General features: G+C 40.8%; 26 protein-coding genes and 1 pseudogene. 19 read left to right on the forward strand and 8 right to left on the reverse strand.

What is annotated here, in order from left to right:
• Positions 1-207: 207 nt before the first annotated feature.
• The 3 genes and pseudogenes from PFZ69_RS08590 to PFZ69_RS21015 all read right to left on the reverse strand — a co-directional run.
• Positions 208-1,368, reverse strand: a complete 1,161-nt coding sequence (locus PFZ69_RS08590) for a S1C family serine protease (RefSeq protein WP_270180664.1) — start codon at positions 1,366-1,368, stop codon at positions 208-210.
• 22 nt (positions 1,369-1,390) lie between these two features.
• Positions 1,391-2,440, reverse strand: coding sequence for a hypothetical protein (locus tag PFZ69_RS08595; RefSeq protein ID WP_270180665.1), 1,050 nt, complete (start codon positions 2,438-2,440; stop codon positions 1,391-1,393).
• 36 nt (positions 2,441-2,476) lie between these two features.
• Positions 2,477-2,542: pseudogene (locus PFZ69_RS21015) on the reverse strand (zinc-ribbon domain-containing protein); the annotation flags it as partial.
• A gap of 471 nt (positions 2,543-3,013) precedes the next feature.
• Here PFZ69_RS21015 and PFZ69_RS08600 point away from each other — a divergent pair.
• From PFZ69_RS08600 to PFZ69_RS08635, 8 genes are all read left to right on the forward strand, one after another.
• Positions 3,014-3,598, forward strand: coding sequence for a TetR/AcrR family transcriptional regulator (locus PFZ69_RS08600; RefSeq protein WP_270180666.1), 585 nt, complete (start codon positions 3,014-3,016; stop codon positions 3,596-3,598).
• Between the two features lies 1 nt (position 3,599).
• Entirely contained in the window at positions 3,600-3,929 is a 330-nt protein-coding gene (locus PFZ69_RS08605) for a DMT family transporter (RefSeq protein ID WP_270180667.1), read from the forward strand.
• A 12-nt stretch (positions 3,930-3,941) separates the two neighbouring features.
• Positions 3,942-4,259, forward strand: coding sequence for a DMT family transporter (locus PFZ69_RS08610; RefSeq protein WP_270180668.1), 318 nt, complete (start codon positions 3,942-3,944; stop codon positions 4,257-4,259).
• Between the two features lie 57 nt (positions 4,260-4,316).
• Positions 4,317-4,448 carry an RAxF-45 family protein gene (locus PFZ69_RS08615; protein ID WP_270180669.1) on the forward strand — a complete coding sequence of 44 codons (132 nt, stop codon included), beginning with the start codon at positions 4,317-4,319 and terminating at the stop codon, positions 4,446-4,448.
• Positions 4,449-4,593: 145 nt separating this feature from the next.
• Positions 4,594-6,459, forward strand: coding sequence for a ribosomal protection-like ABC-F family protein (abc-f, locus tag PFZ69_RS08620; protein WP_270180670.1), 1,866 nt, complete (start codon positions 4,594-4,596; stop codon positions 6,457-6,459).
• Complete coding sequence (locus tag PFZ69_RS08625) at positions 6,456-7,262, forward strand: aminoglycoside N(3)-acetyltransferase (protein WP_270180671.1); 807 nt, start codon at positions 6,456-6,458, stop codon at positions 7,260-7,262. The genes abc-f (PFZ69_RS08620) and PFZ69_RS08625 overlap by 4 nt, the downstream gene beginning before the upstream one ends.
• Before the next feature lie 87 nt (positions 7,263-7,349).
• Positions 7,350-8,936: an amidohydrolase gene (locus PFZ69_RS08630; RefSeq protein ID WP_270180672.1), complete on the forward strand. Its 1,587-nt coding sequence runs from the start codon at positions 7,350-7,352 to the stop codon at positions 8,934-8,936.
• A 141-nt stretch (positions 8,937-9,077) separates the two neighbouring features.
• Positions 9,078-10,946, forward strand: coding sequence for a PAS domain-containing sensor histidine kinase (locus PFZ69_RS08635; protein ID WP_270180673.1), 1,869 nt, complete (start codon positions 9,078-9,080; stop codon positions 10,944-10,946).
• Positions 10,947-11,028: 82 nt separating this feature from the next.
• Here PFZ69_RS08635 and PFZ69_RS08640 read toward each other — a convergent pair whose 3' ends face one another.
• Positions 11,029-12,132 (reverse strand): diguanylate cyclase, encoded by a 1,104-nt coding sequence (locus PFZ69_RS08640; RefSeq protein WP_270180674.1) that lies wholly within the window; start codon positions 12,130-12,132, stop codon positions 11,029-11,031.
• 158 nt (positions 12,133-12,290) lie between these two features.
• Between PFZ69_RS08640 and PFZ69_RS08645 the strand changes: the two genes are divergently transcribed.
• From PFZ69_RS08645 to PFZ69_RS08655, 3 genes are all read left to right on the forward strand, one after another.
• Positions 12,291-12,791, forward strand: a complete 501-nt coding sequence (locus PFZ69_RS08645) for a carboxymuconolactone decarboxylase family protein (RefSeq protein ID WP_270180675.1) — start codon at positions 12,291-12,293, stop codon at positions 12,789-12,791.
• A gap of 503 nt (positions 12,792-13,294) precedes the next feature.
• The gene (locus PFZ69_RS08650; protein WP_270180676.1) at positions 13,295-13,864 is read left to right on the forward strand and encodes a TetR/AcrR family transcriptional regulator; all 570 of its coding nucleotides are present in this window, start codon (positions 13,295-13,297) and stop codon (positions 13,862-13,864) included.
• Complete coding sequence (locus PFZ69_RS08655) at positions 13,861-14,289, forward strand: OsmC family protein (protein WP_270180677.1); 429 nt, start codon at positions 13,861-13,863, stop codon at positions 14,287-14,289. Before PFZ69_RS08650 ends, PFZ69_RS08655 begins: the two co-directional genes overlap by 4 nt.
• Positions 14,290-14,334: 45 nt before the next feature.
• On the opposite strand, the gene PFZ69_RS08660 is transcribed toward PFZ69_RS08655, so the two are convergent.
• Entirely contained in the window at positions 14,335-16,083 is a 1,749-nt protein-coding gene (locus PFZ69_RS08660) for an N-acetylmuramoyl-L-alanine amidase (protein WP_270180678.1), read from the reverse strand.
• Between the two features lie 463 nt (positions 16,084-16,546).
• Between PFZ69_RS08660 and abc-f (PFZ69_RS08665) the strand changes: the two genes are divergently transcribed.
• Positions 16,547-18,208: a ribosomal protection-like ABC-F family protein gene (gene abc-f, locus PFZ69_RS08665; protein ID WP_270180679.1), complete on the forward strand. Its 1,662-nt coding sequence runs from the start codon at positions 16,547-16,549 to the stop codon at positions 18,206-18,208.
• Here abc-f (PFZ69_RS08665) and PFZ69_RS08670 read toward each other — a convergent pair.
• Positions 18,205-18,387, reverse strand: a complete 183-nt coding sequence (locus PFZ69_RS08670; protein ID WP_270180680.1) for a hypothetical protein — start codon at positions 18,385-18,387, stop codon at positions 18,205-18,207. The two genes, abc-f (PFZ69_RS08665) and PFZ69_RS08670, sit on opposite strands and share 4 nt — an antisense overlap.
• Before the next feature lie 130 nt (positions 18,388-18,517).
• On the opposite strand from PFZ69_RS08670, the gene PFZ69_RS08675 reads away from it, so the two are divergent.
• The 3 genes from PFZ69_RS08675 to PFZ69_RS08685 all read left to right on the forward strand — a co-directional run bounded on the left by PFZ69_RS08675 (position 18,518) and on the right by PFZ69_RS08685 (position 22,111).
• Positions 18,518-19,249, forward strand: a complete 732-nt coding sequence (locus PFZ69_RS08675; RefSeq protein WP_270180681.1) for an MOSC domain-containing protein — start codon at positions 18,518-18,520, stop codon at positions 19,247-19,249.
• A 21-nt stretch (positions 19,250-19,270) separates the two neighbouring features.
• Entirely contained in the window at positions 19,271-20,194 is a 924-nt protein-coding gene (locus PFZ69_RS08680) for a DMT family transporter (RefSeq protein ID WP_270180682.1), read from the forward strand.
• 222 nt (positions 20,195-20,416) lie between these two features.
• Positions 20,417-22,111, forward strand: coding sequence for a M3 family oligoendopeptidase (locus PFZ69_RS08685; RefSeq protein ID WP_270180683.1), 1,695 nt, complete (start codon positions 20,417-20,419; stop codon positions 22,109-22,111).
• Between the two features lie 31 nt (positions 22,112-22,142).
• Here PFZ69_RS08685 and PFZ69_RS08690 read toward each other — a convergent pair whose 3' ends face one another.
• Positions 22,143-22,427: a hypothetical protein gene (locus PFZ69_RS08690; protein ID WP_270180684.1), complete on the reverse strand. Its 285-nt coding sequence runs from the start codon at positions 22,425-22,427 to the stop codon at positions 22,143-22,145.
• Positions 22,428-22,552: 125 nt separating this feature from the next.
• On the opposite strand from PFZ69_RS08690, the gene PFZ69_RS08695 reads away from it, so the two are divergent.
• Genes PFZ69_RS08695 through PFZ69_RS08705 form a run of 3 tightly spaced genes read left to right on the forward strand, consistent with a single transcriptional unit; the run spans position 22,553 to position 24,000 of the window.
• The gene (locus PFZ69_RS08695; RefSeq protein ID WP_270180685.1) at positions 22,553-23,041 is read left to right on the forward strand and encodes an 8-oxo-dGTP diphosphatase; all 489 of its coding nucleotides are present in this window, start codon (positions 22,553-22,555) and stop codon (positions 23,039-23,041) included.
• A 13-nt stretch (positions 23,042-23,054) separates the two neighbouring features.
• Complete coding sequence (locus tag PFZ69_RS08700) at positions 23,055-23,462, forward strand: GNAT family N-acetyltransferase (RefSeq protein ID WP_270180686.1); 408 nt, start codon at positions 23,055-23,057, stop codon at positions 23,460-23,462.
• Between the two features lie 13 nt (positions 23,463-23,475).
• On the forward strand, positions 23,476-24,000 hold the full coding sequence (locus tag PFZ69_RS08705) for a GNAT family N-acetyltransferase (RefSeq protein ID WP_270180687.1): 525 nt from the start codon (positions 23,476-23,478) through the stop codon (positions 23,998-24,000).
• Here PFZ69_RS08705 and PFZ69_RS08710 read toward each other — a convergent pair.
• Complete coding sequence (locus PFZ69_RS08710) at positions 23,997-24,593, reverse strand: DedA family protein (protein WP_270180688.1); 597 nt, start codon at positions 24,591-24,593, stop codon at positions 23,997-23,999. The two genes, PFZ69_RS08705 and PFZ69_RS08710, sit on opposite strands and share 4 nt — an antisense overlap.
• Before the next feature lie 211 nt (positions 24,594-24,804).
• Between PFZ69_RS08710 and PFZ69_RS08715 the strand changes: the two genes are divergently transcribed.
• Entirely contained in the window at positions 24,805-25,590 is a 786-nt protein-coding gene (locus tag PFZ69_RS08715) for a hypothetical protein (RefSeq protein ID WP_270180689.1), read from the forward strand.
• Positions 25,591-25,731: the final 141 nt, after the last annotated feature.

The following is a 25,731-nucleotide window of genomic DNA, read 5'->3' on the forward strand; positions in this document are numbered from 1 at the left end:
ATGTTGATGGATAGTGAAATATCTGTCTGTTAAACCATTGGACGGAACGTTCGTTTTGGATCAACTCTCATCAAGTAGGAGAGACGATCGCGGACTCCTGCGTTCGTCCGCGGAAAGCATGCGATCGTCATCGACTACGGTATCGGGAGCACCGCAAATAGGTTCCTCGACAAGCTAAGCATGGGGTTTACCCCATGCTTTTGTTTCTTATTTAAGCTTTTTCGCTGTGCCACTCAGAATCTTTAAATGATCGTTCTCATAACCCACTTGATAGGTCACATTGTACATAGATGTTTTTGTTTTTTGATCATCAGTCCGCTCTTGCGCTTCGATCGTTGCCGTTACTTTTACTTCTTCATTGTTTTCATTCAGCGTGCCCGCCATGTTCGATACTTCTACATCGAGGGTTCGAATATACCCGCTTCTAAATGTTTCGTAAGGCATTTCGTTTTGCCAGCGGCTGCCGAGAAGAGAGTAGGCTGTTACATAATCTTGTGTCGCGAGGCTTTCGTAAAAATACCCGATTAAGTACTGTGCATTTTCTTCAAAATCTTCGCCAGTGAGTCCTTGTGGAGTCGAGACAGACTCTTGGCTCTCGTCGTCGACAGTTACTTTTACTGGGTCGTTTGACCAGGATGTAAGCTGTTCGATCACATTCTTGATCGGAATACTGAACCCGATCGCTCCGGATTCAGTACCAGCTGAATTGATTGCGATCGCTTCACCTGTATTCGCATCAATAAGAGGCCCCCCGCTATTTCCGTCTGTAATGGGAGCGGAGATTTGGTAAATGTTCTCATAACGATACGGTTCAAGAATGAACTCTCTGTCGAGGCCGCTGATGATTCCTGTCGTAACGGTGTTTTGTAAGCCAAGTGGGCTCCCTAGAGCAATGATATCATCACCTACTTCAGCCATTCTTTTTTCTGCGACAGGTAAAGGTTCTGCATCTTTCAGACCAGGAACCCGTAAGACAGCTATATCGATTGTCTCACCCATACCGATTACTTGCGCTTCGAATTGTTTGGCATCGGATGTTTTTACGATGATTTTTTCAGCATCTTCAACGACATGCGCATTTGTAATCACATCACCAAGATTGTTATATAAAAAGCCAGAACCAGAAGAAGTTCCGTCTTTCAACTGAACGTTGATCTGCACAACGCTTTTCTGAGTATCATGAATGATGCTTTTTAAATCCTCACTATCTTCTTTGGAGCTTGTTGTCTCAGACTCCTCCCCTAAGGAAGAAGTGGCGTTGACAGTGGTACTGTCATAATGGTCATATAAATAATAAAAACCCACGCTGCCTCCTACTATTAAAAGTAATGAGGCAGCTAGGGAGATAATAGCAGACTTATTAATCATCTCGTTATGAAACTCCTTTCTGCTATTCTACGAACCACGTGAAGTGGTCGATTTTTACGGTGTATTCGTCTAGGTTTTTGACGTCTTTATCAATTTCATAAATTGTGAAATCAAATTTTCCTGTATCTTCAGGATAGAGTGTTTCTGGGTTTATATAGACTTCGCCCTTTCGAAAAACCTTACCTTCACTATCAAGTACTTGATAAGATGCACCGATCGATGAAACAGGAACAGTGGCTTTACTCTTAACATTGCCTGTGATTTTGAGCTCGTTATACTCGGTGACGGAAGTTTTAGCATCGACTAATTCTATGGCGTTGGTGCGGTTCATTTCTTCTTCTTTCGCTGCCGCTACCATTGCTTGCTCAATCCGTTTTTGCTGTTCTTCTTCGAATGCGTTCTTTCTCTTTTCTATAACGCTTTTTAAGTTTAATAATTTTTCGTTTTCACTATTGATCTGTAACCCATCTTCAACTGCATAGAGGGCTTTCGAAAACTGATTGTCTTTTAAATGTTTGTTCGCTTCATTCATAGAGAACTCAATGATCTGGTTACGAATTTGATTCGCTACTTCTTTCGCTTCATCAACTTCAAGCGTTTCTGCTCTAGTTAACACTGGCTTGAGGGCTTCGACCGATTTCTTTCCTTTCATATCAAACTTCAGTTCGGCTACCATGACGGTTGTTCTCGCTGAGGCGATATCATTTTGGAGATCCGTGACTAAAGGCCCTTTAAATTGGTTCAATTCAGTTTCGGCGTTGTCGACGAGTTCTAATGCTTGAGAGTAGTCGTCTTTTTTGCGAGCTTTTTCAGCTGAGTTCAGCGTACTTTCAACTTCGATTGCTGTCTTCATCATGTTTTGATTGGTTTGTGCAGCGGGGAATTGATCACGCTGCGCTTTCGCTTCTTCAAATTTATTTTGCGCTTCTTTATAATTACCTTTTTCTGCTAGCTTTTCTCCTTGTTCAAATGAACGGATGGCTGCATTCGTTACAGACTCTTCATAGTAGTAATAGCTTGAGAGTGTAATACCGATTACAAAGAAAATCATAAGCGGTAACCAACGAACCAAGAAAGAACGTTTTCCCTTCGTTTGGGAGACGAGTTCTTTTCCACAGGAGAAACAAAATTGGTCGTTACTATCTCTTTTCTTTCCACAATGTGGACAATACATTCTTTATCTCCACCTGCTTTCAATCTCTTTACAATAACTATTTTGACACAAAAGCTACAGGAGGGAAATATGTTTTCAGAGGTTGTTGGTAAATTGAAATATAAAGAAATTTTAGAGAAAATTTTTCCTTCAATCTTTCCACTGAATCAAAAGGCGTGTTTCTGAAACGTGATACAAAAAACAATACCTTAGTCCTAGATCTATTGATATGCTTTTGAGGGTAAACTGATCAACAGGTTCAAATGGAATGGGTTATCTTGCTCTGTTCGTGTCTATTGCCATTTTGTTACTCTATTACCAGACCCCCTTTCAAATATTCCGTTACCAGGAAGACCGGCTATATGCCGGTCCTTTTTTTTGTTTTAAGGAAACTTGCGTTGTGGATAAAAATTTGGTACACTAACTAACGGACGGTAGGTAACCGTTCTTTATTTTGATGTTTACCTAACGAATGGTAGGGAGGTTGTCGAAATGGCACAAGAAACTCAGAAGGTAATTAAGGAAAAAGCATTGATATTATTTGCTCAAAAAGGGTTTGAAGGAACCTCTCTCAATGATATTGCAGATGAAGTCGGAATTAAGAAACCTTCCCTTTACGCTCATTTTAAAAATAAAGAAGACTTATTTCTTGCCGTTATTAATAAAGTAACGATCGACTATAATACATTCTTTGAAGAGACGGCAAAGGAAATAGCTTCTCTAGATCCTGAGAAGCAACTTTATACGCTTTTGATAAGAAATACGGCGTATTTACAGAATCATGAATTAGGTCTGATCTTTAAACGGATGTTCTTGTTTCCACCTGAATCGTTGCGAAGTGATATTTATGACATGTTTGAAGCGACAGAAGGTGTGATGAAAGAAGTGGTCTATTCGATCCTCGAGAAAATGGATTCGAAACTTGACTGTGATCAAATATTCGATGCGTATTTATGTTTGTTAGACGGTGTGTTTGAGCAGCTCTTCTATTATTCAAAAGAAGAACATAGTAAGCGTCTTGAACATTCATGGGCATTATTTATAAATGGCATCAACTATATGAGAGTAGGTGATTGAGATGGCATGGATCTTTCTTGTAATCGGTGGATTGATGGAAGTCGGATGGGCGCTTGGTCTAAAGTATTCTGATGGATTCAGTAATCCAATCATCAGTATATTGACAGTCGCCGGTATCGGGATCAGTTTCTTCTTTTTTGGTAAGGCCATTAAATATTTGCCGGTCGGAACAGCTTATGCCATTTTTACTGGCCTTGGAGCTGCTGGAACAACGATCGTAGGGATGGTTTATTTAAATGAAACGGTCAATTTGTTCAAAGTGTTTTTTGTAGTATTACTCATTTTTTCAATCGTTGGTTTGAAGTTAACCTCAAACCAATCTGAAGCGTAGGAGGGTTGCGAGATGGCATGGATTGCACTGTTGATTGCTGGGATAGCGGAAATTGGTGGGGTAACCAGTCTTAAGTTATCCAATGGATTTAGAAACCTCAAGGCATCTCTTATGACGATCGCCTTTGGTATGCTGAGCTTTTTTATGCTTTCCCTTTCACTTAAGGCACTGCCGGTCGGAACGGCGTATGCGATTTGGACAGGAATTGGTTCTGCTGGAAGTGTGCTGATCGGGATGTATTGGTTTAAAGAACCAAGAAATCGAATCCAACTCCTTTTGATATCATTCATCGTTATTTCAGTAGTTGGTCTAAAAGTAACAGAGGGTTGATTTTTTCTGAAACTTTAGATAAAGTTAAAGTATTAAATGAAGGAGGTGAGGTAAGAGATGTTAAACGCTGTCGTTCGTGCGGAATTTGTTGATTATGCTAGCTGTTGCCGTGCGATTATTCATGATGGAGCTGCTAACGGGACACGTATGCCCTTTTTTAGCAACTTCATAAGCACGACGATCGCGTAAGGCGCTCTTACCCTACTTCAGACGGAACTAATATAAGAGAGAGGAGCGGCGTAGTTTGCCGCTCTTTTTTATGCAAGAAGTAGCCACAGGTGAGGTGTATCCTTATCTGTGGCTTTTTTTATTATCGAAAAAGGATGGGATAATCATGATGGTTTGCACGGCACTATCGATCAGTAAAATGCTCGGTGGAAACACCGTTTTTGAAGAGATAACGTTTGAAATAAATGAAGGAGATCGGGTTGGAATCGTAGGAAGAAATGGGAGCGGTAAAACAACGTTGTTTAAACTGCTTGCTGGCGTTGAACGACCGGATGAAGGTGACATTCATTATAAGAAAGGCACTACGATCGGCTATCTAGCTCAAATACCTGAATACAAAGGTACTGCTCGAGATGTATTGAACGATGCCTTCAGCGACCTTGAAAATCTAGCTGACCGAATGAAAAAGCTCGAAGCGGAGATGGCGAAGGGAGCTAATGAAAAAGTAATAACAGAGTATGGACATGTCCTTGACGAGTATTCGAGGAGAGGTGGTTATGAAACAGATTCCAAGGTGAAAACCGTAGCCAACGGTTTAGGCATCAGCCATCTACTAGATACTGCGTTCTCTCAGCTAAGCGGGGGAGAACAAACAAAGGTTTGCTTAGGATTGATCTTGTTGAAAGAACCAGATCTTCTCTTACTCGATGAACCGACGAATCACCTTGATATAGACGCGGTCGAATGGTTAGAGGAGTTTTTACGAGCATACAAAGGTACTGTTCTCATCGTCTCGCATGATAGGTATTTCCTTGATGAAGTCGTTACTAAAGTGATGGATTTAGAAGACGGGGAACTAACAATATACGTCGGTTCATATAGTTATTTCGTTCAGAAAAAAGAAGAGGTGCTTCTAGCAGAATTTCAAGCTTTCCAAGAACAACAGAAGAAGATAAAGAAGATGAAAGAAGCGATAAAGCGTTTAAGAGAGTGGGCAAATCAGGCGAATCCTCCAAATGCTGCTCTTCACAAACGAGCAAGGAATATGGAAAGAGCTTTAGAACGCATGAATAAGGTCAAACGTCCGATTCTAGAACGACGAAAGATGGGACTCGAATTTGACATGGCAAATCGAAGCGGGAAAGATGTGATCACGTTTGAAAATGTGACGGCTGGATTTACTAGTAAACCACTATTAAAGAACGTTGATTGGAGTATTCGCTATCCGGAAAGGGTTGCAATCGTTGGAAAAAATGGAAGTGGAAAGACAACGCTATTAAAAGTCCTACTTGGTCAGCACGAACCCGCTGATGGAAAAGTTGTACAAGGGTCCAGCTTGAAGGTTGGGTATCTCTCTCAGCACGTTTTTGAAGATCGGGAGGACGCGAGGGTGATTGACGTCTATCGCGAAACAGCGAAAGTTGCTGAAGGTGATGCACGTCATGAGCTATCCCGTTTCTTATTTTATGGATATAGCGTGTTCTCAAAACTTTCTTCTTTAAGTGGTGGAGAGAAGATGAGACTTCGTCTAGCTCAGCTGATGAGTAAAGATATCAACCTACTCGTTCTGGATGAACCAACGAACCATCTTGATATCGATTCTAGAGAAGTGCTAGAAGATGCGATCGAGCGGTTTCCTGGAACGATCATTTGCGTTTCACATGATCGCTATTTATTGAACAAGTGTTTTCCAATTACGTATTGGCTCCAAGAAGGGAAACTCTATCACTATTTAGAGTCATACAGTCAAGCAAGAGTGAAGCATATTGAGATGCTTTCTGAAAATCAGAGCGACTTGAAAGAAGGAAAAGGGTCTAAAGAGTATAAAGAGCCTGAGCAGAAAACACCTGTGAAGAAAGCAGCTACGATTGAGGAGGAAGTTGAACAAATTGAGGAAGGATTGTATAACCTCGAGGATAAGCTGCTAAGGACAAGCGATCATAAGGAACTCGAGACTCTTTATCGTGAGAAAGAAAAGATGGAAGAAAAACGAAACGAATTATACGAGTTGTTACAGGGGGAAGTAGAATGACTGAAAAACGAACGACAGAAAGTATGATCGAACCGCATACGATGGCTAGCTTAGTAGATGATTTCAGGGAGTTAGGTGTAAAAGAGGGAATGACCATTATTGTTCATTCCTCTCTTAGTTCTCTCGGATGGGTATGCGGTGGTGCTGAAGCGGTAATACGAGCATTGGCCGATGCTGTCGGTCATGATGGCACGATCGTGATGCCCACACAATCTGCTGGAAATTCTGACCCCGCGAATTGGATGAATCCACCTGTTCCAGAATCGTGGTGGCCGATCATTAGAGAAAACATGCCTGCATTTTGTGAGGATACGACGCCAACAAGAGGAATGGGTGTTATAGCAGAATTGTTTCGAACGATGCCAGGGGTAAGAAGGAGTAACCACCCGACTTATTCCTTCGCAGCATTTGGAAAGTATCGCGACTACATTATAGAAGAACAGCCGCTAGAAAGCGGATTTGGCGATCGATCACCACTAGCGAAGATTTATCAGTTAAACGGTATGATCCTTTTGCTTGGAGTAGGACACGATAGCAATACATCCCTTCACTATGCAGAGCATGCTAGACCGAATAAGCCTCTACAAACTAAAGCAGCTGCATTAATAGAAAATGGAGAAAGGCTTTGGAAGTCATATGAGGAAATTGACTACGATTCAGATGTCTTCGAACAGATCGGGAAGGAATTCGAAAAAAGCGGGGATTTCAACTGTATGAAGGTTGGAAAGGCAACTTGTAAGTTGATCAACCAGCGAAAAATGGTCGATTTTGGACGAGAGTGGTATCGTAAACAAATCGATTAAAAGGTGTTTAAACGACTCCTCTTTACGAATAGTTGTGTCCCCACTCGGGTAGATAATAGAAAGACTGTGTTTTGAAAGGGTGGGGAGATGAAGGTAATTAACAATGTTGAACTATACCAACCAGGGAATGAAACAATCAAAGGACACCTTTTAATTGAAGATGGAAAGATTGCTAGAATTGAAGAGGGATTATATAAAGGTGATGAGAAAGATGTCATTGAAGGAGAGGGGAAAACCGTAGCTCCTTCCTTTAATGATACACATATGCACCTCCTTCGATATGGACTTATGAAGAAAGAATTGGATCTACGAGAGGTCACATCATGGAATGAAATGAAGGAAATTGTTCGAGATCGGTATACAGAAGAGAAGATGGAAGAGAACGATTGGATAATAGGACGAGGTTTGATCGATAGTCAATTCTCAGATATAGACCATCTCTTGACTGCTAAAGATCTCGAGGAATTAGAATACAAAAAGCCTATGTTCTTTCTGCATGAAGATGGTCATGAATGTATCGTGAATGAAGAAGCACTTAAAATTATTAGAGATAATGATGAGCTAGAAGAAAACCATAATCGTTTTATTGAAAAAGACGAGAACGGGGAATGGACTGGACGCTTTAAAGATAGTGCTGTGCATTTCATTAAATTTCATTTTAAACAAAAAAGCGAAGAAGAAGTATATGAAGCGATTCATGATGCGGTTCCTCATTTGTTGAAACACGGGATTTCGTCAGTGCATACCGACGATTTAAATTACACTGGAGCTTTCGAGCGTGTGTGGGACAGCTATAGAAGATTAGAAGATGAAGAGAAGCTGCCTGTTCAAGTTCACCTCCATCATTATGTGTACAACCTTAATGATATGAAGAAATATTTGAATAATCATAATAGGCGAACCGGAGATGGCACGGACAGGGTGCGAATGGGCGCATTTAAGATATTTTTAGATGGAACTCAGCGTCTCCATACTGCAGCTTTACGAAAGCCATATCATGATAAACCTGAAACTAGTGGTGCTTTAATTTATTCACAGGAAGAACTTAACGAAATGGTCCAAACTGCAGACGATCATGAGATGCAAGTTACGATGCATGCGATCGGAGACCGTACAGTAGAGCAAGCGCTCAAGGCTATTGAGAAAGTTGGCACTTCCAAAATGCGTCATAGGATCATACATGCCCAAATTCTTGCGCCTGATTTACTAGAACGGTTAAAGAAAGTAAAGCCATACCTTGAAACTCAGCCAGGGTTTATGATGGGTGAATATGATCAAACGGCTGATTGGGTTGGGAAAGAACAAGAAAAGTATTGTAATCCATGGAAAACAGTTAGTGAAATGGGCATCCCTTTTACCGGAAGCTCTGATTGTCCTATTGGTGAATTAAATCCATTCGTTCACATTTATGCGGCAGTTATGAGACAAGACGAGGATGGAAATCCGAAAGGCGGCTGGATTCCAAAAGAGCGGCTGTCGGTAAGTGAAATCTATAAAGCCTATACAGCTACAGGTGCAGAATTAGAATTTCAAGAAGAGTGGAAAGGCAAATTGGAGAAAGAGTTTACTGCCGATTTCGTTCTTTTATCAGATCATCCAGAAGGAATATCACCTCATAAACTGAAGGAAGTCAACGTCTTGCAAACTTGGATTAAGGGAGAAAGGGTATATTAGTGAAAGATAAGAAGGATCACATTTGAGAATCCTTCTTTTTCTTGATTATTTTGCAGGAGATGGAAAGTCGAAGAAGAAAGTAATGTATAAGTTTTCTCCTTCAAAAGTCCTGAAAAATATAAATGCTTAACGGGAGGCCCTATGACTAGAGTGAATTACTATCCTACCGAACATGATGCTCAGCGACCTCCTCAATCAAATTCTAAACCGAAGAAAGAAATGAGTGCACTTAGAGATTTAATCGATTACTATAACAAGTCTTCATCAGCAATCGTAATACAAAAGGATTGGAAATGGGTGTATTTAAATGCCTCCGCTTTAAAACTACTAGGTTACTATACCCTCTCTGAACTCGAAGGGCGATCGATATGGGAAACAATCGATGAATCTCAAAGGACAGCAGTAACGAGTAGAATTCACTCGTTACAAAATGGTACGAACCCGGGACCTTCGACTCAGAAGTGGATAAAGCAAGATGGGTCTTACGTATATTTGAAAGTAATGGGCATTCCTGTAGCGAATGAACTCGGACAATCTGTCGCTTTAATCGAGGAAAATGGAAGCAAAGAAAAGCTGATCGAGGAAACGCTGTACAACTACAAGCTTATTACGGAAAATATGAGTGATATTGTGAGCTTAATCGATCGAGACGGTAACTTCTTGTATGTGTCGCCTTCTTATCGGGACTATTCAAGGGATGGAATCGAGAATGAAATTGGTACTAGCTCATTTAAATATGTGCACCCTGAAGATTTAACTGCTGCAAAAGAGGCATTCGATCGTCTCCTAAAATACAAAAAGCCGATATCCGTGGACTATAGACTCTTGCGCATCGATGGTGACTATCGCTGGTTTGAATCAAGAGCTATCTGCGTTCAAAACGAAGAGCGCTATCACTATATCGTAATTTCAAGAGATATAACAAAGCAGAAAAATGCAGAACAGAAGCTAAGTGTGAGTGAACAAAAGCACCGCATGATCGTAGAACATAGTAGTGATATCATCTGTATGGTTAATTTTGAAGGTGTGATTGTCTATGCATCACCCTCGTACCTAACTGTACTGAATTATCTGCCGGAAGATGTGGTGGGGGAAGATGTTCTATCCCACGTTCACCCTGATGACTACGAGATGTGCATGAACGCACTTACGAAGCTCCGTAACTTTAAAGAGCCTGTAACCGTAACGTATCGAAAACTTCATGCCTCAGGTGAAGTGCTAACCTTTGAAGGAAAGGCAATGCCTGTTATTGGAGAGTGTGGTGAAGTGAATCGGTATGTCATTATTTCAAGAGATATTACGGAAAAGATAAAGATCGATCAATACAAGAAGAATATCGAGAAATTATCAGTTGTAGGAGAATTGGCAGCTGGTTTTGCACATGAAATCCGAACGCCATTAACATCGATCAAAGGATTTCTTGACTTACTTTCAATCGATAAAGATGAGAAAGAAAAAGAGTTTCACCGGATTATCAATAACGAGCTCAGTAAGCTAGAAGAAGTCGTAAACGGATTTATCTCTCTTGGTAAGCCTGAAGCGATCAATACATTTGAGGTTAGTCTCAAAATGGTGATGGAGAATGCGATAGTAGAAGCTCAAGCAGAAGCAAATGAAAAAAACATTAAAATAAAGAATATGATGAAGAAGCCGGTCTTTACAATCTGTCGTGGTGATCAAATAAAACAAGTATTTTTCAATGTCATAAAAAACGCAATCGATGCAATCGAGCATGATGAAGGGAAGATTGTTATTTCAATCGACCAATACCACGATGAAATAGCGATTGTGATTCGTGATAATGGTAAGGGAATCGCTCAAGAGCGTATCCCCCATATAGGTACTCCTTTCTATACGAATAAAGAAAAAGGAGTAGGACTTGGAATGACAGTTAGTAATAAAATCATTTCGGAACACTTTGGAGAGATCAAGATAGAGAGTGAAAAAAACGTAGGAACATGTGTGACAATCTTGTTGCCCATCGTTCACAAAAATACTGAAACCCGTTAGGACTCTAACGGGTTTTTTCTTCTTGTAACGGAGAAAGATATGACGCAAAAGTAAAGATTAGTAGTTTGTTAGGGTAAGTTTCCTACTGTGTGACTAGCTCATCTAGTTCAGTAGTGGAGCATACTCGATTTCGACCTTTACGTTTTGCAGTATACAACGCTTGATCTGCTTTACTATATAGTTGATCACCTATTGAAACCGTATCTGGGTAAGTCGCAACCCCTACAGACGCCGTAATATAGATCGTGTCCATTTGAGTAGCTTTAAAAGGCTGTGCCTCAATAGAAGTTCGAACATGTTCGGCAATTCGTAATGCATCTTGATGATCTGTGTTCTTCAGTAGGATGGTGAATTCCTCGCCGCCGTTTCTAGATACTGTATCTTCTGTTCCTACAGTTTGGCGAAGCGTTACGCCGAATTGTTGTAATACGGCATCACCTGCAGCATGCCCATAGGTGTCGTTTACTTGTTTGAAATAATCTATATCGATGATTAAGAGCGATAAGGGCTTTCTTTTTGTATTGCTTTCTTTGATAGCACTATTCATTGCTTCGTCAAAGCTTCTTACATTATTTAAACCAGTCAGAGGATCTATTGTAGAGCTCAGCTGGTATTGTTTGAAAAGGTGGTTGATCCGTCGTAAATATTCTGATGTATAGATCGCCATCATTCCACAAACGAAAGATGTAATCCAAAAGAGTAAATTGATTTTGTTAAGTGGATCTATTTTCAGCAACAAGGATGTGATAATTGTGAACATAACATTGGAGTATAGGAGCATGAAGAATACTTTGATCCTTGTCTCAATCTTCCATTTTCTGAACAATAAGTATCCAATATATAATGAAATGAAGAGAATAAGAGAAGCATAAGAAGAAACTGTAACTCCGAATGAAAATCGTACGAGTTGTATGATGATCAAGGCGACTCCGCCTGGTAAGTAGCCTCCATAAAGCGTCACCAAGAGAAAGGGCACGTGTCTCATATCGATGATGGTATTGGAACCGACTTCAATCCCAAAAACCATAAGTATACTGCCAGTTATCCCGGCAAAAAATCCACTGATCACTTTTCGTTTAGTGGAAGAGGTATGGGTGAGGTTCTCGTCTTTATAGTGCTGATAATAGATAAATAAAAGTGCGAGCATTATCATCATATTACCGAAGTAATCCTGAACCAATTGCATGTGTAACCACCTCAATATGTAGATACTAATAGTTTACCATGTTAATCAAATGATGGGAAAATCTTCTTGTCATTCGACGTACTTTTTCTTCCGAACTTTCTATTTCGTGAAAGTTTGATATGATAGCAGTTACTCGTGATGAAAGGTAGGGAAACGTAATGCCTTGGATTAAACCAGCAAAACAATCTGAACTAAAGGAAATGGCAATTTATGAAGAGTTAGAAAAACCTGTTCCTGTATTTAATCGTCTTATTGCGAAAAGCCCGGAGATCTTTTCGACATTTATGCCGCTCGCGAAAGCAATAAAGAACGGTGTGTTGAATGACTTCGAAACGGAGGCGGTCGTTGTATACGTCTCAAAACTGAATGGGTGTCACTATTGCTTTGAAGGACATAGTAAGTTGTTAAAGCAGATTAGTAAAAATGACAACATTGTAGAAGAGTTGACGTCATACCGTACTTCAGACGCTATTCCAGAACATGTGAAAGATATCTTGAACTATGCTGAAAAGCTAGTGTCGAGCCCTAGTGAATTACAAAAAGAAGACTTGGACAAGTTACGTGAACATGGCTACTCGGAACAGAATATCGTAGAGATTAACCAGCTGATCGCCTATACATCTTACACGAATCAAACTTCGATCGGACTTGGGTTATAAGAAAGAAAACGCTCAGGTAATAAAACCTGAGCGTTCATGAGGAAAGGAGTAGCCCTATGTCATAATTCGGTGCTCCCGATTCCGTAGTCGATGACGATCGCATGCTTTCCGCGGACGAACGTCCAAGCCCGTTCTACCGCAGGAGTCCGCGATCGTCTCTCCTACTTGAAGAGTATGAATCCCAAACGAACTCTCCGTCCTAAATATAGAATTACTGACCTTCCTTTTATCCATTAACGTTAGATGGAGTGGGAACGTTGGACTTCTCTCATCGCAACACTGAGAATTTTACAAGCTTACGCTCAGGTTAAAAAACCTGAGCGTTTTAGTTGGCACATCTTATAGGATGATGTTACATTTATTCTGTACCAACCGGTTGGTTTTAAAAATTGAATATGTCAGCCTTCCTGTCATTGAGCAGGTGGTGCATGTCTCTTAGGTCATAGCCTATGGTAAAATGACACCAACTAGTTGGTTTTACTAACGATTAGAAGGTGATATCTATGACAAAAAGAGATGAAATCATTAACGCGACTGCTCGACTGATCCATTCAAAGGGATATGAAAGTACGAGCCTTAAAGATATTCTATCCGAATCAGGAATTGGAAAAGGTCAGTTCTATCATTACTTTTCATCAAAAAGGGATCTTGGAATCGCAGTTGTTGATCACTTTGTTGAAACATGGAATCAACATTTGATAGAGGACATTCTTAGAACGGATCAGAGCGGTCGAGAAAAGCTCGATACGATGCTTCATTGGGCTGTGCAATACCATGAGACTCAGGCGAACATCCATGGTTGTCCGTTTGGAAATCTTGCTCTTGAGATGAGTGAACATGATGAAGTGTTTCGAGAAAAGGTGAATGGACTTCTTCATTCTTGGATTGAAAACCTTGAAGAAGCATTGAGAGAGTTTGTCGACGGAGATCCAAAGAAACATGCTCAAACCATTGTAGCTCAGTTAGAAGGCGGCATACTTTTAATGAAAAGTTATCAGGATGTATCGATCCTGAAAAATATTGCAGACACGATACGTGTTCACTATCTAAATGAAAAGGAGTTTTACACATGATCGAAAAAATTACAGCAGTATCTAAAGGAATGAATACAGAAGGTCTTTCTCACGGTCATAAGATCGTTATCGATGAGCCAGCAAACATGGGTGGTACTGACGAAGGTGCAAACCCACTTGCGACACTACTTGCATCATTAGCTGGTTGTGAAAATGCGATCGCAAACTTCGTAGCGAAGGAAATCGACTTCGACCTTCAAGGAATTGAATTCGCGATCAATGGTGAACTAGATCCAAAAGGAATGATGGGAGCAGAAGGCGTTCGCCCTTATTTCCAAAAGATCAACGTTGATGCAAAAGTAAAAACATCTGAAAGCGAAGAGCGCGTTCAAGAACTTCAGCGTATCGTAGATTCTCGTTGCCCTGTTTACACGACTCTTGAAGCTGCTGATGTTGAAATGACTGCTAACTGGACAAAAGCATAAGCAAAAAAAAGCGTACATCTCTTAACGGGATGTACGCTTTCTTTATTAGTTCTTGTAATAATCGATTACACCTTGATAGATACCTTCTGCTAGTTTCTCTCTGTAGGATTGCGTTAAGAGGAGCTTATATTCCTCATTATTCGATAGGAATCCAACCTCTACAAGAACAGCAGCCATCGTTGATTCACGAATAACAGAAAAGCTTGCGTGTTTCACACCTCGATCTCTCGCGTTCGTTACTTCGATCAAACGCTTTTGGATGCTTGCTGCAAGTGCTTTACTTTCTTCTGAGCTATATTTGCTGTACCAATATGTCTCGATCCCATGAGCTGCTTCAGGACCTGCGTTTGTATGAACACTTATGAAAGAGTCAGCATCGATATGGTTTGCCATATCTGAGCGATCCTCAAGTTCAAGAAACGTATCGTCTTTTCTCGTCATCACAACGTTTGCTCCAGCTTGTTTTAACTTTTTCTCTAAGAACGTGGAGACATCAAGATTGATATCCTTTTCTAAAAGGTTCCCTCTGCTTGCACCTGGATCATGATCACCGTGTCCTGGGTCAACAACAATCGTAAGGCCATTCAATACATCACTCGTCTTCATAAGAAGGTAAGCTCCATGAACGTAAGCAAATTGACCATTGTACTTAATCTTCACCCAGTCTCCTTCAAATCCATAGATCGTCACTTCAGAATGCTCTAGAAGCGCACCGATTTTCGTACCAGAAAGGGTTGGAGCAGTTCTAACGTTTAGGCTTGAAGCCGTCACGACAGCAGTACCTAATGCAACTTCTTCAGTAGTTTGCTTGCTTTCGTAAGAATCGACTACCTTAGATGGAAGTGCTCCTTCTCCACCTAGAACTTTTATTGATTTAGCATTATCTTTCAAATATGACTTTACATCTGTAACAACACTAGAGTGGTGAGACAACACGATCGGTGCATCTAGTTTTTGTGATAGTCCAGCTGCTGCAACTGCATCCGGATAGTCTTCTTTATCATTCTGTGTAGACGTTCCTCTTACAACAATGAAAGAAGAGCTAGATTTAAAGAATGCTTGATTGATCGCTAGGTTTGTTTGAAAACGATCGTCTCCAGACAAACGAGTCACACTTTTACCCTGCTGTTCTAATGATGTTTTGACAGATTGAGATAGTACAGAGTCTCCACCGATCAAATAAACATATTTTACGTTAGATGGAAGAGACGGTGCTTTTGTTTTTGATGTTAAGTAAATCGGGTAATGTTTGATTGCAGCTACACTAGACGCCGATAAAGAGTCAGCGACAGTTTGCCCGTTTACAACGATCGCTGTGTTAGACTTGTCGAGTCCAGCTGCTTTGTTGATGGCTTCAGCAGTAGTATAGCGATCCGATCCTTCTAAACGAACGACTGAATAATGTTTCTTCAATTCATTCTCTACTCCAGAACTAATAGCGCCTGTTCCACCTAAAATATACACTTTCTTTGCATTGAGACGATCCATCTCTTTTTTTACACGATCGTCAAGTTTTGTTGAATGTGTTAGTAGGATTGGAGCTTGCTTTACTCCTACTAACCCTGAGCTTGCTAGTGCATCGTAAGGCATATCCGCTCTTGTAAGAATAACTGCTTTTTCGGATGTTGCGAGTTGACTTGGCCAAGACTCTTTCGATACTTCGATTGCTGTACTGATACGGTCTACTCCACTAATACGATCTACGTTACTATTAGCAGAAGTTTCGCTTGGTAGAGTAAAGCCGAATAGCAGTGCGATGACTCCTAGAAACAGAATGATACGCTTTTGCAACATAATTCCCCCTATTTTTGTTCCTTTTACCTCAGTGACGATAGATATGTAAAAAACGATCCCCCTTTATCTATAAACGTTATCGATGACTTGCATAATGTATATATCGGTGGGGAATTTAAGGGTTTTTAGTAGACCATTGTACTAATTACAGGTTTTATATCGAATTTTGTTTTTAGTAAAAAGGATTTGAAGTGTTGACTAAATATTCCTAATTCTTTAAACTGAGTTCAACACATAACGGAAGGAATGGTTAAGGAGCAATGAAAACCTAATCTTATTATTCTAGATCAACTTTCAAATACTGAAATTGAGATTCTGGAGAATAAGATTAGTCTGTCCTTTTTTACCATTCGTTGAGCATGCTTATTTGGCTATGCTCAGCCTTCTTTGGGAACAGGTCTGACGTATCTCTCCAGAATTGGGGAGTTTTTTTAATTCCCTAAGAAAATAGGGAGGCGTTATGATGACGAATATGATTTCGGTAAGAAATTTAACTAAAGCGTTTGAGGAAAAAATGTTGTTCGAAAATGTGAACCTTACTATAGAGCATGGCGAGAGGATCGGGATCGTCGGAGCGAACGGAGCTGGAAAGACGTCGCTTGCCAATATCCTGACTGGGTATTCTAAGCAGGACGATGGGGCAGTCGATGTGAGAGGTTCGGTTGGCTATTTGCAGCAATCGACTGAAATGAAGGCTTCCAATGCCTCCTCGATAAATGGTGAATTCCTAAAACGGACGAAAGAGCTCGGTATGGTCAGGGAGTATTCAGGAAGTGAAACTCACTTGAGCGGAGGTGAGAAGCTAAAGCTCTCACTTGCGAAAATATGGGCAGCCAATCCTGATATCCTCCTGTTGGATGAACCGACAAATCACCTTGACCTAAAAGGAGTGGAATGGCTGATCAATGAGCTTTCTTCTTTTGAAGGAGCGGTATTGATCATCTCACACGACCGTTACTTTCTAGATAGAAGCGTAAATAGGGTTATCGAAATAGAAGATCGGCAGGTTCATGAGTATGTAGGAAATTATTCCGACTATCGTGCTGAGAAGAAACGGAGATATGATGAGAAGCTTCATCATTACCACGTTCAAGAAAGTGAACGAAAACGAATTGAAAAGCATCTGGCGTCTTTAGAGAATTGGTCAGAAAAAGCTCATAATGATTCAACAAAACAAGAAGGTAAGAAAGAGTATTATCGTATGAAGGCGAAAAAAATGGATAAGCAGGTGAAGTCTACTCGTAAGCAGCTTCAAAAGAAACTCGATGATAGTGGGATCGAGCGACCGAAAGATGAGCAGAAAGTGCGTTTTCAATTCCAAGAAAGCACGGGTCACGGTAAGAGAATAATTGAAGCGAGCGATATAGCAGTCCGGTTTAACGATCGTACGCTTTTCGACAAAACCTCTTTTTATATAAAAAAAGGGGAAAGAGTCGGGATCGTAGGTGATAACGGATGTGGAAAAACAACGTTATTACGTCTTTTTGTAGAAGAAAAAGAATGTTCAGAAGGGGAGGTATGGCGAAGTCCATCGTTATCGATCGGCTATCTTTCTCAAGATGTACATGACCTGCCTGAAGACAAGGATGCGATCGAAGCTCTTGGTTATATAACGAGAGACGACATTTATCAAGCGAAAACGATACTAGCAACGATGGGACTTGAGCGAACGAGGCAAACGATTCCCATACGAATGTTGAGTCTCGGTGAGCGAACGAAAATTAAGCTAACCGGTATACTTATGAACAAACATGATGTGTTAGTCTTGGATGAACCGACAAATCATTTGGATTTGCCTTCTAGAGAACAATTGGAGGAAACGTTGATGGAATTTGGTGGAACCGTGATCGTTGTATCACATGATCGCTATTTCATGGATAAAATGTGCGATCGTCTACTCGTCCATGAGGAGAACAGGTTTCATCGAGTTGAAATGGGGCTATCAGAATATGAAACAAAGAAAAAAAGCACGACTGATCCTACGAGTGAGGAGCAGAAAATGCTTTTAGAAAATAGCATATCAGCTATTATTAGTGAGATTAGTTTACTGCCTCCAGGTGATCCTAAAATAAAGGAGCTGGATGTTGAGTTATCAAACTTGACGAAGAAAAAACGAGAGAGTTAGACATCCTCAACAGCAAAGAACTTATCGATCGAGTAGAGGTCTGCTTTTGGATTGTCGCGGAGAAGCAGGAAGCCTTCCCGGTGAGCTTCTTCAAAATTATCGTATTCATCTTCAGATCGATAGATTTCTTTACGGTTTTCGTTATACAACGTAATAGAGTAATATTCTTTTATTTCCATCTTCCTCATCTCCTTCCTATTGGTTATTACTAGTTTTATTCAAATCTAGTAAAGTTTATACTAATAAATTTATGAAAGATCGTTGAACGGGTATACTAATGGAAAGATAACTAGTAGGGAGGTTAATGCGATGCACGTAGGTACGATTTCAGAGATCACCAGACACCCGGTCAAATCGATGCGCGGAGAGAAAGTAAGTGAAACGAGAGTTATGAACTATGGTTTGTATGGGGATCGTAGCCATGCACTCATCGATGAAAAAGAGTCGTTTCTTACGATTACACAATTTCCTGACATGGTCACATACAAAGCTTCCTTTGACGGACCGGATTCGCTCACGGCTTTTCCTGAGCCAATCGTTACGACAATGTCAGGAGAAAGCTATAGATGGTCAGATTCTGAATGGCTTGAAGAAATGGAAGAACGTTCTTCTAAAAAACTCCAAAAGGTCTCTTATCACCCAGAACATGTGCCGACTGGTGCGATCGAAGAGGCGAACCTTTTGATGGTTACGGATGCTTCCCTCGAAGCGTTATCAGAGGCTTGGGGGAAACATGTTGATGATCGTAGGTTTCGCCCTAATTTGAAGCTTGAATTAAACAGTCAAGAAGCGTTCATTGAACAAGAATGGATCGGGAGTACCCTTCAAATCGGAGAACATGTTAAAGTGATGGTCACTGGTCCATGTGAACGCTGTATGATTATTACGGTGGATCCTGAAAGTGGTCTTAGACAACCAGATCTGTTGAAGAGAGTTGCAAAACATCACCGAAATCATTTTGGGATCTACTTACGTGTTATCGAGACTGGACCGATTAAAATTGGTGACGACGTTCACTTGATCGATCGCGACTCACTATAGATAAAAGAAAGAAGGAATACTTTGAAGAATTTTGTATTGTATGGTGGGCTGCTTTTACTCATGGTCATATGGGGATTTAACGTAGTTGCGATTAAATTGCTCGTCAACACCTTCACACCTGTGATGATTCAATCGATTCGTATTTTTACTGCTGGATTAGTCGTACTTGCTGTCGTTCTCATCGGAAAGGATTTGAGAAAGATTTCCTTTAAAGAAGCAGGGTACATCAGTGCGGGGGCGATTACAGGAGTGGTGTGCCATCATTCCTTCCTAGCGCTAGGGTTAACGAGCACAACCGCTTCAAACGCAGGACTCATATTGGGACTTGTTCCACTCATGACAGCATTCTTTGCTGTTTTATTTCTAAAAGACAAGATGACGTTCACAAAAGGAGCTGGTATTCTACTCGCGCTTGTTGGTGTTTCGTTTGTCGTATTGAGTGGACATAATCAGCCAGGCTCTGTCTCGAGTGGGGATTTTCTCGTCTTCTTATCGGTAGTGACACAGGCGATCAGCTTTATTTTCATTAAAAAAGGAACGGAGACGATGGGACCAAGGCTTATGACGGGGTGGATGCTTCTGGTTGGCTCCTCTACGTTATTTATCATTGCGCTCGTCATTGAGCCGAGCGGTGTTGGGACCTTAACACAATCACAGTGGCCGATCTGGAGTGTTTTTGCAGCATCTGCTATTTTTGCTACAGGGTTAGGGCATATGTTTTATAACAAAGCGATCTCCCATATCGGTCCAGGAGAAGTGGCGATCTTTAATAATTTGACTCCATTTTTTGCTTTGATTGGATCAGCGATTTTCCTAGGAGAACAGATCGGATTGTCTCAAATAGTAGGGTTTGTGTTGATCGTATGCGGCGTCATGCTGGGGAATGGAACGGTTCAGTATGTGATGAGAAGGAAACAGCATACTTATTCTGGTGTAAAAGGTTAAAATTTCTTGTGAATATGACGTTAATTCACCTGGTTATCCGGGTACGAGCATTAATGAAGCCCCCGTCCCATGGATGGGATGCTTCGATTTCCACACAGGAGGGAACCCATCCATGAGATGGGGTCCCATTTTTTTTGCCCTCAGGCTGTCATATACTGTCAGAATTTTCTGTGGTAAACTAGTAGGTGCGACTAAACGGAAACTTGCAGAGGGGGAGACAGATTGAGTACTTTTTATGTAGAACGGTTTGATTTTACGAAACCGGACCAATTAGAAGAACGTTTCGATAAGCTGTTACAAGAGGAGATAACGTCAGCAGATGAGCTTGAGAAGTGGGTATTGCGTCTGTCAACGTTAATGGATGAGATAGCTGAAGGATTGAGCGGGCATTACATCGATTTTCAATGTCATAGCAGCAGTGAAAAAGCGAAACAGACCATCGAATACGATCAAGAATACATAGAACCGATCATCAAACGGTACGAAGGGCTTTTCGATAAGAAGTTTCAAGATTCCCCTTATCGATTAGAACTGGACCAAACGGTTTATAAGCAATTTTTATTAAGAAAAGAAAACGCAATCGAGCTTTTTAATGAAGAAAACATAGACTTAGAAATAGAAGAAGATAAACTTGTAAACAAGTATTTTGAGCACACTGGTTCTCTTTCGTTCATGTTTGAAGGTGAAGAGAAGACGCTTAGTGAAATGGGTCTGTACCTACAAGAATCAGATCGAGATGTTCGTAAAGCGGCTATGACCGAAATCTATACCACGCTTTTAACAAAGAAAAACGATCTCCAACATATCATGGATCAGCTGATTCAGCTTCGCCAAAAGAAGGCAGAGAATGTGAACCTTGATAACTATCGGGATTATATGTTTAAAAAATACGAGCGCTTTGATTATACACCAGAAGATTGTAAGAGCTTAGCTGAAGCCGTTCGAAAGCATGTCGTACCGCTTAAAGAAGAGTTACAAAAAGAGCATCAAAACGAGCTTGGACTACGTGACTACAAACCATGGGATCTTAAAGCAGTTCCAGCAGGAAAGAAGCCATTGAAACCATTTGGTAGTACAGAGGATCTCGTGAAAGGGACTTCTGAGATCTTCATGCAGCTTTCGAATCGTTTTTCTGAGCTATTGCTAGAAATGAATGAAAAAAGTGCGTTAGATTTAGAAAGCCGAAAAGGTAAAGCGCAAGGAGGCTTCTGTGAATACCTTCCTGTTTCAGAGCTTTCATTCATCTTTATGAACATCACGAGCTCTCAAGATGACTTTGTAACCCTCCTTCATGAGATGGGGCACTGTATTCACAATGACTTTAAGCGAAATCAGATGTTATCAGATTATCGTGATACCCCGATGGAGTCTTCTGAACTTGCAAGTATGACGATGGAGCTTCTTACGATGGACTACTGGGATATCATGTATAAAGATAGCGATGAGCTTCATCGCGCCAAAAAGGAGCAGTTAGAAGGGATCATTCACTTTTTACCGAGTGGGATCGTGATCGACCAGTTCCAGCATTGGATGTATGAGAATCCAGAGCATACTAGTGAAGAGCGGAACGAGAAGTTTATGGAGATCTCTGAAACGTTTGATTCTTCATTCGTCGATCGAAGTGATGACGATGAGTGGATCAAAAATAAATGGCTGATGACGCTGCACATCTTTGAAGTGCCGTTTTATTACATCGAATACGTAATCGCACAGCTCGGTGCAATTCAAATGTACCGCCAATACAGAGAGAACCCTGAGGAGACGTTAAAGAACTACAATCGAGCACTATCTTTGGGAAGTTCTGTTTCACTCTCAGAGGTATATGAAGCAGCTGGTATTCGCTTCGATTTCTCTGAATCAATGATCAAAGGGTTAATGGAGTTTGTGTCAAACGAATTAAAGAACCTGAAAGCATAAGAGCACTGCGTCCCTCACGAGAGGGGCGCTTTTATGTCTCAGAATCGATCGTCCAAATTTTGCACGTTGGGCAATGAATGATTTCGAACCGATCTTCTTTCAGTTCATTCATCCAGTCTTCCCAGGATTCATGTTCGGGGTCGATCTCTAACGTTTTGACCGTTTGTAACTCATCACCGTCTGAATTGGTACACGTACATTCTACGATCGCAACTTGTGAATCTTGAAATTCTTCTTCCTTCGTGTTTTTTACAGACCAGTTGATGAGTCTTTTGTCCATCTTCTTTCTACTTTTGTAATCTCTTTCTTTTAACATTCGATCGCCTCCCTTTCCTATTACTTGTGATACCCACTATCGACAGAAAAAAATCCTTCAAACTATAGGCTCTCTCTCTAAGGTGGTATATACTGACAGCATAAACAAATAGATAGGAGAGTTCGATGGAGACAATACAAGCAACGTTGTTATCGATGGTTGTTGTACATAATGAAAAAACAGATGAGATCCTTCTATTAAATCGTCCTAAAGAAGCGGGCTTTCCAGGGTATATCGGTGCCGGCGGGAAAATTGAGATGTCGGAGAGCTTCACTGAAGGGGCATCGAGGGAGTTATTCGAAGAAACGGGTTTGCATGCTAAAGAATCAGATATGATTTTTAAAGGAGTAGACGAATTTATTATTAGAGAAGACAAGTATCGTTATATTGTCTTCAATTATTTAGTAAGGAATTTTACTGGAACGCTATTATCCAATCCGCCAGAAGGAGAACTGAAGTGGGTTTCTCGGAAGGATATGATGAGTCTACCGATGCAAAATTGGTTTAAGCGTAGACTGCCAAAGTTTTTTGAAGAAGGTACGTTTGAAGTATCTGTTGAATATGAGAAGGGCAATACCAATCCGTTAAAAGAAACGATCAGAAACCTTAAGTGAAGGGGAAGATACTATGATAACGAGAGAAGATGCAGCGAATGCTGAAGTAAAGGAGAAGCTCATCGCCTACAACATGTCCAAACTTCCCGATTCCGTCAAAACCCCATTAGAATCTGTAACGTTTGTTAGTCGTGAAGAGGGAGAGCTCGTTGGCGGAATAACCGGTACGATGTTCTGGCGTAATCTTCATATCGACTTTTTGTGGGTAAAAGAAGAGATGAGAGGCAGTGGTCTAGGGCGAGAGCTGTTACGGAAAATCGAGACGTATGCAAAAGAAAATGGATGTCATCTAATGTTACTCGATACCTTCAGTTTTCAGGCTCCAGGATTTTATATGAACGAAGGTTTTGAAGTTTGTGGAGAAGTTAAGGATCACCCAAAAGGCTACACGTTGTATTATTTAATGAAAAGACTTACATAAGAGGAGTGAGGATATGTCATCTATTAAACTAAGAGAATTTCGTACAAATGATTGGGAAGCTGTTCACCGATACGCTTCTCTTGATGAAGTATGTAAGTACCAGCCATGGGGGCCAAATTCTGTAGCTGATTCGAAAGCCTACGTAGATGACATCCTATTCGCTTCCAAACAGACTCCGAGAACGCGCTTTGCTTACGCAATAACTAAAAATAATAGCGTGATCGGTGCTTGTGAAGTGAATTTGCGGAATGCTCAAGAGAAGATTGGTGAACTCTCTTACATTCTTAATCCTGAATGGTGGGGGAACGGAATCGCAACGGAAGTAGGGAAAATGCTTCTATTATTCTCGTTCAAAGACCTTGGATTGCACCGCGTTATAGGCACGTGTGATGAGAGGAATATAGCATCGAGTAGAGTTATGGAGAAGATCGGGATGAAGAAAGAAGGCTTGTTGGAAAACCATCTTCTTATCCGGGATGGATGGAGGAACTCGCTACGATATTCCCTAACATATGAAGAGTGGGCGAGTGCCAATTAGACATGCTTCCGTCTTTTCCAAACGAGTAAAGCACAGTAACCAACGAGAAAAAAAGCTGCGCCTAGACTTAGAGGTAGCGTATATATTTTTGCTGCTGAGTGGATGTGCTGCCAGTTTCTACCGAGCTTTAACCCGATATATAAAAACAATATCGACCATGGGATCATCGCGAGCATCGTATAAAGTGTAAAGCGGATGAGAGACATCTTTGCGATGCCTGCTGGTATGGAGATGGCGTGTCTGACAACGGGGATGAACCGTGCGGTAAAGATAACACTAACGCCATTCTGTTCAAACCATCTTTCTGCGAGATTCATATGTTTTTTGGAAATGAATAGGTATTTTCCGTATTTTTCGAGGAAAGAGCGACCGCCGTATCGTCCTAACCAGTATAAGAAAAGCTGAGCGATCGTACCGCCGATGATTCCGGCAACGACTGCTCCAGTAAAGTGAATGTGTCCTTTTGAAACCATATATCCCCCGTATGCAAGAACAAGTTCGCTTGGGATCACTTCTATCATTAAAGCAATTGCGATACCAGGATATCCTAGCGTAAGCAACCAGCTTAAGCATTGGACGATATAAGATTCCACTTAAATGATCTCCCTTCCTATTGGCTGACCCTGTCCTTATGTTTATTTAAATTCCATCTGGGTTATTCATACTAAATGAGACAAGGTGCTCATAAAATAGATGTGTCGGTCGAATAGTCTTATACCCGGGGTCTGTGCGATCCGGGTACTGCTCGTTCTCATAGGGAATGACAATAGAGTAGAGAGGTGAAATGTAAGGATGATAACATCCATGAAAAAGTTTCTCGGTACGTTGGACCAACCCCTTGAAGCAAAGACAGGCAAAGAAAAAGTACTCACCATCCTTTCGATAATAGGATTCATACTACTTTTATACGCGGTGGCTTTTTCTCCATTTCTATTTAGATTATTTATCACTTGCTTAAGTGTCGGTGTATCGTTATATGTCATGAAGAAAATTCAAGATTTCGACCGAGTGTTAAAAGGTGGCGAACAAGAACAGGAAAAAGAGGCGGCTGTTAGTTCAGAAGCACAGCTAACGTTCGAATGGCAAGATCCTGAGAATGAATCTGTTGAAGCCGCGAAAGAACGTGAACTCGAAAAGATCAATAGTGACAAAACACAGCTCTTTGAAGAACTTCTCACGAAAGCTGATCTAGATGAACTTGAAAAAGCAACCTATAGAGAGCAGCTTAAGCAAAAAGAAACGGACAGTAACCGTATCAAGCAAGAGCTTCTCGTATTAAAAGATAAGATTCAGCAGGTCGTCAGCGAGAAAAAAGGATTGTTCATCAAAGAAACGCCTGATATGAAGCTTGTAGCAGAATTGATTGGTGTCCATGACATCGAATCTAGTACATTCGTTGAATTAAACGAGAGGTTACAAGATGTTTCTGAGGAGATCCCAGAACACAAGCGAGAAACGCTAAAAGAGCACGAAATCGTAAACGAGGATTTTGAATTAACAAGGTTTGGCTATAAAGAGCTTATGAAGGAAGTAAGGAAGCTTGAGAAAAAAACGAAGTATCAGGTGAATGATGAGAAACCTGTCCAATAAATGGGCAGGTTTTTTTCTTGTTCTAAGAACTTGAACAAGTATGGTTCGAAAATACAATGCTGTCTTAGGAGTTTGTCCCTTTCATAATCGTGTTTTTTACATACAGTAAACTATATTGATAAAAAGCAAGGGCGTGAAAAG

The organism is Alkalihalobacillus sp. CinArs1 (assembly GCF_947387515.1).
Lineage (GTDB): Bacteria > Bacillota > Bacilli > Bacillales > Guptibacillaceae > Guptibacillus.